Source organism: Bdellovibrionales bacterium (assembly GCA_016714165.1).
Lineage (GTDB): Bacteria > Bdellovibrionota > Bdellovibrionia > Bdellovibrionales > UBA1609 > JADJVA01.
The window spans coordinates 61,125-74,899 of record JADJNU010000007.1 but is presented as its reverse complement, the minus strand read 5'-3'; the positions used below and the strand labels follow the sequence as shown (position 1 = coordinate 74,899).

The following is a 13,775-nucleotide window of genomic DNA, read 5'->3' as shown; positions in this document are numbered from 1 at the left end:
GATTTTCCGGAACCGACAGCCCCGATGATGCCGAGTACTTTGCCTCCATGGCCGGAACCCGAAACACACAAAAATCAACGGTGCGTTATAAACGAGGACTGCTATGGGATCAAAACACCGGCGAAAAGTCAGTCAGGGACACTGAGGAATTCGTCGTGCACCCAAATCAAATCCGACAGCTCGGACAAGGACAGGTGTTGAAGATTTCGAGACTCAAAGATCGAGGTACAGAATTGGTAAATGTAACTGGCAACTCAGAAACTACGCACAACGAAACATAAAATAAAATGGAGAAAAGGCTAGACCATCAAAAATATAAGTTGAACATTGAATTGTCTGGTTTAATTATTATGGAGGATGCATCGATTGTTTTAAACCAAACGATTCATGCTAATATGATCAACCTTTTGAAGAGAGCATTTTTTATTTTTCGCAAGATTAATGATTTGAAAAACTGAAGGGGACAAAATGAGCGAATTTGCCAAAGAGAGCCAATTTAAAATGGACCTATATCTAACTCCAAAGGAACTTGCAGATATTTTAGGAATAACAGTTCAGGCACTTCACAAGTTCCTTAAAGAAACTGAAATTCAAACAAGAATCGGAAACAGTAGATTTCATAGAATTGAACCTTCCAAAATCAGCGAAATATTACAACTTAGAGGGCTATCATTTCCTAGCATGGTAATTGATCTTCACAATGTCAAAGGTGGTGTCGGCAAAACTACCTGCACCCACGCGTTGGCAACACGTGCCGCTACCTATGGAGCTAGAGTTTTGATGATAGATCTGGATCAACAAGCAAATTTGACTGGATCTTTTGGAATTCATGGCAACCCCAGAGAATTTCCGACAATTATGGATATCCTAGATGGATCATTCAATGGAAAACAAATTTCGGTAAAAGATGCGATTATTAATCTTATTCCGAACCTTCACCTAATTCCTTCGAATTTGGCAATGGCTAATTTGGATACTCTATTAAGTTTGAATAATTCCATTAATATCTCGAGTCTGTTTGCAAATATGCTTAAACCGGTACGACAGGAATATGATTTCATCTTCTTTGACTCCCCTCCAAGCCTATCTAAGTTAACATCAGCCGCACATATTTATTCGGACCTTATTCTAATGCCTGTCGAGCCCGATAAATTTTCTCTTGATGGATTGGAATTAAATTTTGAGCACATAGCTCGTCTGAGGAAAAATTTTGGTGCTCGGGCCGTAACCAAAATCTTCATCAACAAGTACGATGGTCGTCCAAAAATAGACTATCTGATAGCTTCAGAGTTGGCTAAAACTGACTACGGAAAACAACTTTGTGAATCAGCCGTTGGATTTTCAAGTGGACTGAAGGCTTCAATAGCTGAGGGTAAGACTATATGGAATACTGCAAAAAAGCACGTTGCTCTTGAACATTTGGATTCTCTTTTTTTAGAAATAACCAATCTTAAAGAATTTTGGAGATCACAAAGGTCACTGAAGAATTCCGATTCTGCTGCAAGCTCACTCGTTACCGAGGTTCAGGCGTAATGGCGAGCAAACCTCCACTCAAATTAAAAAATTTACTATCCAAAGGACAAAAGCGATTTGGCGGGTCAAATAGCGACGACTTTGACTTTCTAAATGCAAGAGAACAGCTAGTGAATAACCGAAAATTTGATCATACCGATGACAATGTCTACGGAACCAGTCAATCCACATCTAACGGCAATGCCCATCCTGATGCACCAGACTCGTCAGAGTTGAACGATCACGCGACCCCAAGTGAGAATACCCATAAAATTGAAATGGACAAACCTCGAAGTTCAGGACCAGTTGAACCCGGTTTGAACCTGGTTCAGGAAAAGTTCATGAACCAGGTTCAAGACTTAGCCCTGAACGATAAATTTTCAAATAACTCAAACGCCATCTGCGCGACGGACAATAGCTCGTCTCAGGAACCACCTTCATCGAAAAATATGGTTCATGAACCTAGTTCAAACAAAGTTCATGAACCGGGTTCATCAATAAATTCTCTGCCAACTGACAAATTGATACTAACTAGTCAATTTGACTTGGAGATCAATTCGACTACTATACCAACTTCCTCTGGAAAAATTAATTCCAACAAGGTTCATGAACCGGGTTCAAACTGTGTTCACAAACAAGGTTCAGCAAATGGTCAGAAATTAACTGACATGCCTGAACAATTATTACAAATATGGCATCACCCCGCACCTGGAAACCAGGTTCAAACCAAGGACATGAACCGGGTTCACTCCAGGCACTCCGTTCATAATGATCCTACAGCTTCAGACATAACTCACTCCCCAAAATATGAACCCAGTTCAAACCCAGTTCAGTACCGTGTTCAATCTAGCTCCATGAACCCAGTTCAGAACCACGTTCATCCCGATCAGGATATCTCAACTCTCCAAAGGAATTTTGAACTTGAGAGATTGCTCACAAGTTTAGGTGGCAATAACCATAAGCTCTTTGACTATATCGCACATATTCAGAGCAAATCGGGTGTATCGCATGTTGAGACTACCTATCCATTTCTCTGTCATGCTTGGTATACCAATGGAGTCTATGAAAACCTCCTTCAAACGCCTTTCAAAAAAGGGCTTGATAGTAAATAACTCTCATTCGACCGGAGGCCGAGGATCAAAAAGAAATATCGGTATACCGAAGGATATTTTAACAACTTATATAAGCATCCTTTTACACAGACAAAAGCCAAATGAATTTCTGAACCCAGTTCAGAACCAGGTTCACCTTGATACTAGAACCAGGTCTGAACCTGGTTCACCACTGGGTTCATTCTCCTCTAGTAGTAGTAGTGATATTAATAATAAGAATATTACTAATACTATCGGCCCTGAATCGAAGCGCCAGGACCTCCCCGAAGACTGGCTTCAGATTCAGACACCGGAGAATGTGAAGGCCATCGGTTTTGGTCAAACTCAGATCAAACAACTCTTCCAACTGGGTACCTTATCAGCACCAGAGGTTCAGGAGTCTCTGGAGGCTTTTGCTTACGATTTAGATGTCGGAGGGATCAGCAGCCGTGGATCAAAGCTTGCCTTTCTGATGGGCATCCTCAGACGTTCTGGAGCCTACATCTCTGAAGGTCTGGTCAACGAGCTCAAGGTCCAGGTGGAAAACAACGAAAAGCGAAGGAGAGAGATGGCGGATCTCGAAAAGCGCCAAGCTCAGGACAAGCTCACAGCTAAAGCTCAGGAGATCGCCTCTCACATGACAGAGAGGGAGAAGCTTTCACTTGTTCCTGAAAACGGACTGGTCAAGATGGGCAGCGTTTCTCATGAGAGGCTCGTGATGGCCAAAATTGTTGAGGGACTCTCTAAATCTTAAAAAACTACCCCCGGATCGGGTAGGGGACAAAGGGATCCAGTTTTTATGGAGGGAGGCAAGGTGGGTCAGTTTTGCAGAAAGCGATACAATTCGGAATATTACCTTCGCAACAAAGAGCGAATCAGAGAATATCGGCTCAAGCGAAAGACTGAAATTCAACCCTCAATTGTTGAATCCCAACTCTCCTTGTTTGAAATTCAACGTGGTCCTCAAATCGTTCAACCTCGAGTCAAACTTTCAAATTTGAATTTCTTGGCCTCCTGGTCCAGATACTCCTTATTGCTGGAATCACTTACTTTTTACTCCGTGAAGCGGTTGAATTTTATCAGTCAAACAATTCAAACCTTGAGCAATCCATTCTCGCAGCCTTTCTCGTTGAAGGACTCTTGATCGTGTTTGCCTTTCTCAAGCCCTCAAACCTGGTGAGTCAAATTCTGGTCAAAACAGTGCTGGCACTTCTCTTTCTCTACTCGTCCTGGTCCTTTTCTTCCAACGTGATTGGGAAGGGGATGGGCAATATTGCCCAAGGCGAAGTATTGAGAGAGACAATATCCGGTCTCAAATCCACGATGGCGAAGAACGATCTGGCAATTGAGGTGTTCATGCAAAAGGCTGGCTTTCAGCGGCCCGCAAGCTGACCAATGAGAACAACGAGCACAGAAAGCGTCTTTTAGAGCTTCAGGCAAACGAGATGAATCAAAGCTTAAGGCCCGAACAAGCTCAAAAGAGTAACACTATTTCTCTTGTCGTCTTGAGATTTCTATTTCAAATCTCCAATATCATTTTAGTTCATCAATTGAGCTCAGGTTTTCAAAGGAAATTTCGTTCTCGTCGCAGGACCATGGTCTGGAGACGAGAGATGGATTTTGCGGCTGCATGAGGGGAGATCGATTTTTCAATAGATCAGTTGAACCCTAGATTAGGGTTCAACTGAGGGGTCCTTTCGTCATATAAACATCTGAATTTACCAGGAAATAATAAATTGACATTTTGTATTTACATTTTGCATGTACATTGCTATACTTAGCATGGTGAAGATTAGCTATTTCAACTGGGATCAGCATAACGAAAAGAAGTGTCAGAAGCACGGCCTGTCGATATCCATGATCGAGGCATTTTTTCTGAGTGATCCGTTGGTTACCCTGATAATAAACACAGCGAGGCCGAAGATAGGTACGTAGCTTTTGGTCTTTATGATGGCAGGTATTTGGTAGGGGTGTTTACGCTTCGGATAATTGAAGGTCGATTTATGATTCGTGTAATTAGTGCCAGATACGCGAAAAAAAAGGAAATAGAGGCATTAAATGAAAAAGAAAAAAGCAAAAAAAGCAAAGGTAAATAAAAGAGTGAAGAGTGACCCTGTTGAGAGGGATTTTTCAGATCTCATCAGAAATGGAGACTGGAAGCCGTTCTCTCATTATTTCCAATTTGTCCCTAAAGATAAGACGGTTACGTTTCGGATATCAGATGATCTTTTGAGGAGACTTAAGGATCTTGCAGAATTGAAGAACACAAAATATCAAAGGCTCATTCGCGAGGCCTTAATCCAATATCTTGAGAAAGCATCTTAGGGCGGTTGGACCAAGGTGTCGCGTTCCCGGTAATCAGCCTCCTCTTCGTCCCAGCTGTTCAGCCCCCTGGTCTGTGACGAAACAATTGTAACAATCGGAATAGGGGTGGAGGGAAGTCTATATGGCCTCAAAATTTGCGCCTGATCCTATTTTGATTAGGTCACTCTCAAATATTGCAAGAGACCTGTAGTGTCCCCTCCACTTTCATTGCGAGGATCGTAACACGAAGAGAGAATTGCCCCCCCAATGTGACGGATCGGGCTTTCAAATTTGAGAGCCACGGAGGAGGCCTGGAGAAATGGCTATAAGCCTAAAAAAATCAACCAGTTGAGGGTTTCTATTACCCCGAGAGTGTTGGCTCACCCGATTAAATTGTAACAATCGTAACGGGCGGGGAGGGTATTCAGGGCCTCAAATTCTGCATTGGATCATGTATGATTATAGGAGTTTTCTTACATAAATGAAAACAATTGACAAAGACAACGCAAAGCGTTATATAGACCGTCCCAGGTTTGGGGGCGAGTTTATTTTGGGCCTTGAAAGTGGATAGGGAGCGTCGAATCGAAGTGAGAGAAAAAGTGAGATCTAAAATTGCTTTCATAAAATCGGAAACAATTCGTTAGTGAAACAAAGGGGATAAATATGCATTGGTACCTTAAAGCATTTTCCGACTATGCGAACTTCGCCGGCCGTTCCAGTCGTAGGGAATTCTGGATGTTTTCTATTTTGAATCCTATTTTTTATATAGCAATCGCAATGGTTTGCGTATTTCTAGGGCTCTCTACGAAAATTGCCACCATTTATCTAATGGTATCTTTAATTCCTAGCTTTGCCGTTTCTGTGCGAAGAATGCACGACACTAATCGTAGTGGTTGGTACTTGCTGATTCCATTCTACACTATTGTCCTCTTTTGTCTTCCTGGGGATACGACAGAGAATGCCTATGGCCCGAACCCCAAGGGAACTACCTCCATCTAAAATGACTACCTGTTGCAAAAAAATGAATACCAAACGGGCGGCGGCGTGGGCCTGAGCGGAATTTCCTGGGCTCTTTAAACAAGAGACTTTTAAGATTAACCATTCCTATGGGAGCCATTCTCAGTGGCTCAAGTGGGCCTTCCGCTCTGCGCTTTTGGCCGTCGCATCTCGGAGTCGCCGTTTATATCCGTCTCATCCATAAAATTTACCGTTGAGCCACGGTCGCCTGTCGTCTTCTTTCGTGGAGTTGCACGAGTGCCTTAGTTCACGGTCCCACTTTTTTAAAAGGTCATAAGCTCCAGCACCTCCAGTTTGAAAAACACTCTCATTTATTTTACCATGAAAATGGCGGGGCAATTTCAGTGAAAACGTTTCGATTTGAATCGAAATATGGTCGTCTATTGAAATTTCAACAGGTAGTCACTTGAAAGGAAGTAAAAAATGGACTGGATACTGCCACTTGTAGGTGGGCTTGGCATTGGATCTATGCTGACAAGACTGATTGAACATTTTTTAGTTAAGAGTATGTCTAAGCAAAATAGATTTTATCAAGAAAAGAGGGAGGCATACTTAGGACTATTAAGTGCATTACATGCCGCCGCAGTTTCTCCAAGTAATGAAAACTCAAAAAACTATGCTCTCTGGCAAACTCGTGTCGAGCTGTTTGGCGCGGCAGAGGTAGCTAAGTCAGCACAAGGTATTGTCGATACTAATGACGGTCCTCGTGAGACAAGAGATTTACACTTTAAGAATCTTGTTCAGGAAATGAAAAAAGATCTTAAAGACTAGGGGGACAATTGAAGAAGGCAGATGCTCCAATTATCTATACGCCAGTGACCTAGCCGGTCCAAATCGGTCCAGGATCTGTGATAAGATCTGGGCCAAGAAAGGACCCAAGGCATGGCAAGAAAAAGGTATAGCCCAGAGGAAATTATCCAGCATTTGCGCACGGCAGAGCTGGAACAAAGCAAAGGTTTAACGTGACATTTCGCAGTAGAACTTCAAATCCTCTTCTCAATTTTTTCTAGTCGAGCGCAAAGATGGGTTGGAAGTTCTACTGCGAAATGTCACATTTAATTCGACAGATATAGGAAGATTTCCATGATTATCGGCGGGAGTCTCATATTTGCAAACACGATGGGTTCTGTGGTGTGGTGGGGCCGGATCAGAAATGTACCGGCCTACCCGATCAATAGATTCACCGACTACCTATTGGCTGGACTTCTTCCCATCATTTGCCAATCACTTAACCTACTATTGGTAAAATAGTAGAAGTCGTTTCCTCCAGTCACCCATTGCTCCATAGCTCCTCGATTGTAAAGGTTTACTCGGAATTCACGATTAAAAAATAGAGCAAGAAAGGCGGGTTTTGACATCCCAATTCTGATGCTACCTGATCCAAATGCCTCACGATCTTTTTTTGCAATATCTTTTTTCCATTCCCAATTTGGCTTTTCTTTATAGGTTTCATTAAAGAATTTTATGAAGACACGTCGTTCCTCACCATCGATCTCTGCAACTATCAAATTTGGTGATAAAATTTGCTTTATTTTTATCGTGGTACCTGGAGGGTGAAGCATGTGTCCAGAATTGGATTGAATTAAGAACTCACCCTGCGCAAAATTTGTATCTATTTTATCAAACAAATTAATCCGAACTTCATCCTTAGAAGCTTCTCTTAGCAGTCCTTTAGACCAGATTGTGCTCCCTGAAAAGGAGCTAACGTAGGCTGCGTCGTTAAAAAAGACGGCACCCTCGATTTCGACACGAATTGGTTCCGGCGGTTTGTAAGTAGATCTTTGATATGCCTTTTCGAATTCAGCACACCCAATGCTAAAACCAACCGTTACTATCAATAGAATACGTCGCATACCATTTCCTTTTATTTTTTCGCAAATATCGGTAGTACTACTTATCGGTAAACAAAATAACTAAATGATGGCGAACCTAACGTATCAAGATAGGAAGTTTTAACATCATTCGGGATAAATTTCCGTTATTTGCGAGATGAGTGCCGTCGATGCGGCACTCAGTGATTACCTGCTTCAAAAAAATGATTAAGTTTCCCTCATCGCTTACCGATATTTATATCGATGTTGTCCATCGCATAAGAAAAACCATCAGAAAATTAAGGCGACGGGAGATCTGCAGTGAATGCACTAAGGGTAAAATTCTATCTGCTGTCACTTTTGACCTCTGTTTTAAGCGCGTGTGGGGGCGGAGGTGGAGGAGGTGGTGGTGGCGACCCTTCCAGTCCAAGCTTTAGCCCTTCTGTGAAGAGCTCTGCAAAGCAGGATATTGCCTATTCAATTGATCTTTCATCTGCAAACGTACCAGTGACCTCTGTATCCATTTTAAATGGACCAAGCTGGTTGGCTTTCAACTCAACGACCAAACAATTGGAAGGTACTCCCACAGGCGCAGCAGCCTTCTCCAATATGACGTTCGATGTCACTTTCAGTGATGGCTCCACGAAGTCCTACGGACCTTATTCGATAACAGTTATGGACGATTCTCTGAAGCAATATCAATGGAATTTGAAAAACTCCGGCCAAAATGGATTTTCAAGTTCGAGTGGAACCTTAGGAATGGACATCAACGTCGACGCGGCTCATTCGAGTGGAACCGTTGGTAGTTCGTCTATTTGGTTGGTTGTTTCAGATGGACGAATCGATCTAAATCATGAGGAATTGACAGTCAATTCAGATTTATCGTTATCCAGAAATTATACTCTTGCAAGTCCCTACACAGGCAACCCAACTTCCTCCAACGACAATGACTATCATGGCACTGCGGTCGCATCTATTATGGCGGCAGTTGGCTGGAACAATAAAGGCATCCGCGGAGTTTGCCCCTCCTGCAAGCTAATTGGATATAACTTTTTAGATAGTGATCAGACCGTATCGAAACAAATTTCCCAAGCCTCATCATCTTCTGTCTATGTCTACAACTATAGCTATGGAGTTGGAACGTGTGAATTTTCACCAGTGGACTCTAGCTATATCAGTCAAGTCCGCTTTAATGCGTTGGCTGGCAGATACTACAACGGGTCACTTTTTGTTACTTCTGCAGGGAATGACTACGCTGGCAATGGGGGCGGCAGCTGTAACTTTACGTATTTGGGGAATAGCAATTTGGATCAATCAAAGAGCTATCCATACTTCATTGTGGTTTCAGCCATCGATGCACAGGGTTTTGCAGCAACCTACTCAACCCCTGGTTCAAATCTTTGGGTTAGTGCGCCAGGCGGCGAAGGCGGACAAACAAAACCCGGCCTATTCGCTGCCGATATTGAAGGTTGCTCGGAGGGCCATTCAAAAACAGAGGCGACAGAGAATTTGTTTGAATCCAATTCGAATGGTCTAAATGCCAATTGTAAATATACATCAACAGCAACAGGAACATCGTTTGCTTCGCCTACTGTTGCTGGTGTTGTGGGACTCCTTCTGTTTGCGAATTCGTGGCTGACATGGCGTGACGTCAAATATATTTTGGCTACGACTGCAAAACCGTTGCAACCGTCAGCGGGACCCACTAGCCATCCGCTTGGCTACAATTTATCCGGTCACACTTATCAACAAGGATGGGTAACGAATTCAGCAGGATACAAATTTCACAATTGGTATGGGTTCGGTTTAGTGGACGCTGGAGCGGCCGTATTAATGGCTAAAAATTACTCAAGTAATTTGGGCGAATTTGTCATCACTGAAGATCCCAAATCATATGCTCCGCTATATTCCAAAACTGGATTGGCGATTTCTATACCCGACAATTCAGCGACAGGAGCGTCGGATCAAATTTACTTGCGCCACAATTTGAAGATTGAATCTCTGCAAATTACGCTAAGCATTGATCACACAGCCAGCAGCGACCTCGGCGTCGAGCTGACTTCACCGTCTGGGACAAAAAGTATTTTAATGAATATTAACTCAGGAATTACTGCGACTAATCTTTCAAGCATTTCTCTTCTCTCAAATGCATTCTACGGTGAATCCAGCATGGGAAACTGGACGCTGAAAGTCATTGATGGTGCCGCCGCAGATACAGGTACAATTAAAGCATGGTCTATCAAGGTTTGGGGTGGGAAGGCACGGAAAATTTCAGGATTGTTGTCGTTTGAACTTAACTTGTGACATTTCGCAGTAGAACTTCAAATCCACCTCTCAATTTTTTCTAGTCGAGCGCAAAGATGGGTTGAATCCCCCATCCATTTATACAATTTTATCTGAGAGGGTAATTTTTTGGGTTTTCTGGATCATTTCTAAGGAGTCCGAACGGAGTTCTCCCTTTCCAGAAGAAAATGGATCAGAGGTCATTTAGAATCTAGCTTCGATTTGAAGAAGCTAATGGCTGCTGCCGTAGATCATTTTGGCGCTCGACTAAAAAAATTGAGATGTGGATTTGAAGTTCTACTGTGAAATGTCACATCAATCTTAAAAATAGATTGAATACCCAATTCCAAGACCAGACCTCTTTAGATCAAAGTCGACCGATTGCGATCCATCCAATTTGAAGTCTCCTGAAATCTTGCTTGAGAAAAATCCGATCTCCACTGCAAAGATTTCACTTAGAGGGAATATTGAGATTCCCAGCTGAAATGCCAATCCTCTTCCGTCAGCGTCATAATCAATTCCAGATGATTCGCCTTCTTCTGCATATGACTGAAAAGCGAGAGCCAGGTAAGGAATGTAGTCGTTTCCTGGTATGTTTTCAATAATATTAAGCCTACCATAAAGGGTAAATAGACCAACTGACGATTTAGTATCTTCACCTTTACTTACTGTCGAAGAATAGACAATCCCGGGTTCAAATCTACCTGTATTGTAGCCATACGAAATATTTGATTCGCCTGAGTCTGTCTCGAGACTTCCTGTCAGGCCTTCAATTTCAATTTCCCCGCTGCCAGAGGAATACTTCCAAGACAGAGAATGTTCCCTTTTTCTAAGGGCCGAGTGATGGTCAGGCATCTGAATAGTTGAATTCTTTTCTTCGACCGAGGGATCATCAGACTTGAAATCTGTGTCTGCGTTGCCGAATGCCAGCATTGGAAAAAATAACATCAAGGCGATTAAAGGTCTCATGGGTTCCCTTTGAAAATGTGATTAACATAAATAAGAGTAGTTGTTTTCGGCGCATTCAACAACACAAACTAGAAAATCTAGTTGAAAGTTGAGGGCACCAGCCTTTCGTGGAATGATTCCACTATCTTACAAAAGAAAGGCACCCTCATGAAAAGAAGTACCAGACAGAGAAAGCAAGGTTCTGCATCCTAAACCCGATCAAACCCATTCTTGGCTTGCAAATTGGGTGAGTTGGTTCGCTAGTATGAAACGAGTGATCAATAGGCATTAATTGGATCTCGATGAAATAGGGGCAAATAGCCAGATTGATCTTTAAAGATCATGTGGAGGACTTCGACTTTATTTAATCTAGTTGGGCCAATGTTACATTACCCATAAAAGAACTCATAGTTTTCCTTGCAGGGGCCAGTTTCCTTCTAGTTTTTTGTCGCATCCTGTTCCGTACCAGTTAATTCATCTGATCTAGGAAGAATTCCGTTATTATCGGCGGGAGTCTTATCTTTACAAAGTGGTAGTCGGAGATCTATCCATTGACCATTTACGATCTCGACCACTAATACTGTCTGACCTTCTTTGAGGCTTGCGATTTCCCTTGGGTATATTATATATTTAGCGGCCTTCCTGCCTCGCTCAAATTTTGCATTAATGGCGCCGCCGTATTTATCCAGTTTTCTAGTCATCGCCCAACCTGGTGTATCTAACGTAACTTTATCGGAAAACTTCCATCTTCCAGATTCTCCAGGGGTGTCTTCTTTATAGAATTTCGCTTTCAGGGGGTTGTTTGGATTCTCGGGTCTCGACACACACTCTGGCACCATTTCGATGGTAACTTCACGAATCCCAGGTTTATCGAATTTCACTCGTTGGCCGTCGTCGGCTCGCACTGTCCACTCGAATATCTGCTCATAAGAACCCTCGGTCTCATATTCCGACATATCCGTAGAAACAATAAACTTATCGAACTCGGCCAGTGTAGTGCTTTCAGACTGGATAGCAAGAGCTTCCACTCTGGCTCTCATATGGACAATTACGTCCTCTATATCGGGCACGTCGCAGCCAATTTTTCGGCTGTGCAATCCCAAACTCGAATAATCAACACAGGAGAGATTTGTAGCAGTAGATAACTCGAAAATACTGAAATCGTCCTGTTTCCAACTATTGTCGCTGGGTGAAGACGACATGGCCTCGTCTTTTAAGTAACCAGAAGAGGCAATTGCGGCTACTTCGCCTTTAGAGTTCAAAACAGGCGAGCCGGACACTCCAGACTTAACAAGGCAGCCAACCAAGCTGATCATAGGTGAAGTTGGCGTGGTGTAATTATTCGTGTAGGGATTGGGAACTCCGGTTTCACATGAATTTTCCCGCATCTCAAACGAACGGATTCCAGTGCTCCACGCTTTTCGAATCGTGATCGGGGATTTAGCAAGAAGACCATCTTGGCTAAGCGGAAGTGCTTTCGTAGTCAATTTTCGATCCAAAAGTATAATCGCATAATCTGGCGCCTGCGTTGTGTTTTTGTTCTTATCATACAATGGGAATTCAGATTTTTTCAACAGTCTCTGACACTGGGCCGATTCGCCGGTTTCAGGAAACCTGAAGGCTAGCTCTTCCGCGCAATCAGTGATCTTTTCTACACAATGCATGTTTGTCATCACTATGGTCTTTCCCTCCAATTCACCAGCGATCCATGTTGTGCAAAAGCCCGCTTGAAGCAGACTTGAGGAAAAAAGAACCCCTGTGCTTTCAGGGCATTTTTTTGATTCACACGATATACTAAATTCGTCGCTCAGACGGGTGGCGCGAGTTGATTTTCTATAGTCCGTATTTTGTATGACGCCTGAATCATCGCGATGATTTCCTTTCTTGCAAGCGGAGAGTGAGATTGAGCAAACAATGATTAAAGTCAATTTGGCAAATTTGGGCAAAGGAGACCTCCAGTTAGCTGCGTTCTTAATGGCAAATCCCGGACCACTCCAGAAATGGTCTGTTTATCTCTGTTTGTTTGAACTTGAGTATCTCTTACAAATTGAGGGCATTTTTGGGTTCGTATGTAGAAAAGCCTTTTTTCTGAATCAATTTTATGAGCAATGCTCTCTCCAACCACTTTTCATATCAGACATTATTTGTGGGCTATGTTATGAGATATCCGTCTGGATCAGATCTTGGAATAAATCAAAAGTGCTGGGCTGAGATTCTGCGTATTTTTGAGTTGGGATAAATTGGATCACTCGTCCATCCTGGTATTTTACCCAAACTGCCTGTTGGCATTGGCATACCCTTTGTTCAATTTTTTCCTCTGACAGGGGGCTCATTATGTTCATATATTCAATGCAGCAGTTGTTCATTTTGTGCCTCTTCTCTTCATTTGATTGATGGAGAATGGGAATTTTATGCCAGAGCTGTATTCGTCCCAATTGATTTCAATCAACATTCTGGCCGAATATGCTCATCAAATTTCGGATGAAATCGGACGAATTTTGGCTACATACTGGCAAGTGGAAACAATTCAGAATGGGTGCCGTCCTTGGGACCCAGGAAGTTTGAGCGTGGCGATCGGAATGTCACCCGAGGCTGTCATTACCAAGGGAAAATGGCCGGTTTAATACCAAGCGATTCTGACCGCTGCATCGGGTTAATAAAGCACTTTCTTGAGCGGCGCTTTCCCTGTTTGGGAGCATGGAATTGAGTGGCGCGTGGCCAGCCTCTTTCATCAATTGGTCCGAGGGGGGTTAAATTGAATTCACTTTTAAGTCGACGGTTGATATCGGCCTAACAGCGCCGAAGAGGA

Annotated in this window: 14 protein-coding genes and 1 pseudogene; 12 read left to right on the top strand and 3 right to left on the bottom strand. The window is 42.9% G+C overall.

What is annotated here, in order from left to right; genetic code table 11:
• The 10 genes and pseudogenes from IPJ71_18630 to IPJ71_18585 all read left to right on the top strand — a co-directional run.
• On the top strand, window positions 1-281 hold a 281-nt coding region (locus IPJ71_18630; GenBank protein ID MBK7845665.1), incomplete at its 5' end, for a hypothetical protein.
• A 187-nt stretch (window positions 282-468) separates the two neighbouring features.
• Complete coding sequence (locus tag IPJ71_18625; protein MBK7845664.1) at window positions 469-1,533, top strand: ParA family protein; 1,065 nt, start codon at window positions 469-471, stop codon at window positions 1,531-1,533.
• Window positions 1,534-1,643: 110 nt separating this feature from the next.
• Window positions 1,644-2,624: a hypothetical protein gene (locus IPJ71_18620; protein MBK7845663.1), complete on the top strand. Its 981-nt coding sequence runs from the start codon at window positions 1,644-1,646 to the stop codon at window positions 2,622-2,624.
• Window positions 2,611-3,357: a hypothetical protein gene (locus IPJ71_18615; protein ID MBK7845662.1), complete on the top strand. Its 747-nt coding sequence runs from the start codon at window positions 2,611-2,613 to the stop codon at window positions 3,355-3,357. The genes IPJ71_18620 and IPJ71_18615 overlap by 14 nt, the downstream gene beginning before the upstream one ends.
• A 60-nt stretch (window positions 3,358-3,417) precedes the next feature.
• Window positions 3,418-3,747: a hypothetical protein gene (locus IPJ71_18610; protein MBK7845661.1), complete on the top strand. Its 330-nt coding sequence runs from the start codon at window positions 3,418-3,420 to the stop codon at window positions 3,745-3,747.
• A 32-nt stretch (window positions 3,748-3,779) separates the two neighbouring features.
• Window positions 3,780-3,995 carry a hypothetical protein gene (locus IPJ71_18605; protein ID MBK7845660.1) on the top strand — a complete coding sequence of 72 codons (216 nt, stop codon included), beginning with the start codon at window positions 3,780-3,782 and terminating at the stop codon, window positions 3,993-3,995.
• A gap of 390 nt (window positions 3,996-4,385) precedes the next feature.
• Window positions 4,386-4,699: pseudogene (locus tag IPJ71_18600) on the top strand (BrnT family toxin).
• On the top strand, window positions 4,662-4,928 hold the full coding sequence (locus IPJ71_18595) for a hypothetical protein (protein ID MBK7845659.1): 267 nt from the start codon (window positions 4,662-4,664) through the stop codon (window positions 4,926-4,928). The pseudogene IPJ71_18600 and the gene IPJ71_18595 overlap by 38 nt, the downstream one beginning before the upstream one ends.
• Window positions 4,929-5,570: 642 nt before the next feature.
• Window positions 5,571-5,906, top strand: coding sequence for a DUF805 domain-containing protein (locus tag IPJ71_18590; GenBank protein MBK7845658.1), 336 nt, complete (start codon window positions 5,571-5,573; stop codon window positions 5,904-5,906).
• A gap of 441 nt (window positions 5,907-6,347) precedes the next feature.
• Window positions 6,348-6,695 carry a hypothetical protein gene (locus IPJ71_18585; GenBank protein ID MBK7845657.1) on the top strand — a complete coding sequence of 116 codons (348 nt, stop codon included), beginning with the start codon at window positions 6,348-6,350 and terminating at the stop codon, window positions 6,693-6,695.
• Window positions 6,696-7,111: 416 nt separating this feature from the next.
• Here the strand turns inward: IPJ71_18585 and IPJ71_18580 are convergent, their stop codons facing one another.
• Complete coding sequence (locus IPJ71_18580) at window positions 7,112-7,777, bottom strand: hypothetical protein (protein MBK7845656.1); 666 nt, start codon at window positions 7,775-7,777, stop codon at window positions 7,112-7,114.
• A 279-nt stretch (window positions 7,778-8,056) separates the two neighbouring features.
• On the opposite strand from IPJ71_18580, the gene IPJ71_18575 reads away from it, so the two are divergent.
• Window positions 8,057-10,039 carry a S8 family serine peptidase gene (locus IPJ71_18575; protein ID MBK7845655.1) on the top strand — a complete coding sequence of 661 codons (1,983 nt, stop codon included), beginning with the start codon at window positions 8,057-8,059 and terminating at the stop codon, window positions 10,037-10,039.
• Between the two features lie 300 nt (window positions 10,040-10,339).
• Here the strand turns inward: IPJ71_18575 and IPJ71_18570 are convergent, their stop codons facing one another.
• Together IPJ71_18570 and IPJ71_18565 are read right to left on the bottom strand one after the other, a co-directional pair.
• Window positions 10,340-10,987 (bottom strand): hypothetical protein, encoded by a 648-nt coding sequence (locus tag IPJ71_18570; protein MBK7845654.1) that lies wholly within the window; start codon window positions 10,985-10,987, stop codon window positions 10,340-10,342.
• A 416-nt stretch (window positions 10,988-11,403) separates the two neighbouring features.
• Window positions 11,404-12,912, bottom strand: coding sequence for a hypothetical protein (locus IPJ71_18565; protein ID MBK7845653.1), 1,509 nt, complete (start codon window positions 12,910-12,912; stop codon window positions 11,404-11,406).
• Between the two features lie 465 nt (window positions 12,913-13,377).
• Between IPJ71_18565 and IPJ71_18560 the strand changes: the two genes are divergently transcribed.
• Window positions 13,378-13,590 (top strand): hypothetical protein, encoded by a 213-nt coding sequence (locus tag IPJ71_18560; protein ID MBK7845652.1) that lies wholly within the window; start codon window positions 13,378-13,380, stop codon window positions 13,588-13,590.
• The last annotated feature ends 185 nt before the right edge of the window (window positions 13,591-13,775 follow it).

Excerpts from the sequence above, each read along its gene's own strand:
- IPJ71_18625 (MBK7845664.1), top strand. The coding sequence starts at position 469 with ATGAGCGAATTTGCCAAAGAGAGCCAATTTAAAATGGACCTATATCTA.
- IPJ71_18595 (MBK7845659.1), top strand. The coding sequence starts at position 4,662 with ATGAAAAAGAAAAAAGCAAAAAAAGCAAAGGTAAATAAAAGAGTGAAG.
- IPJ71_18590 (MBK7845658.1), top strand. The coding sequence starts at position 5,571 with ATGCATTGGTACCTTAAAGCATTTTCCGACTATGCGAACTTCGCCGGC.
- IPJ71_18585 (MBK7845657.1), top strand. The coding sequence starts at position 6,348 with ATGGACTGGATACTGCCACTTGTAGGTGGGCTTGGCATTGGATCTATG.
- IPJ71_18580 (MBK7845656.1), bottom strand. The coding sequence starts at position 7,777 with ATGCGACGTATTCTATTGATAGTAACGGTTGGTTTTAGCATTGGGTGT.
- IPJ71_18570 (MBK7845654.1), bottom strand. The coding sequence starts at position 10,987 with ATGAGACCTTTAATCGCCTTGATGTTATTTTTTCCAATGCTGGCATTC.
- IPJ71_18560 (MBK7845652.1), top strand. The coding sequence starts at position 13,378 with ATGCCAGAGCTGTATTCGTCCCAATTGATTTCAATCAACATTCTGGCC.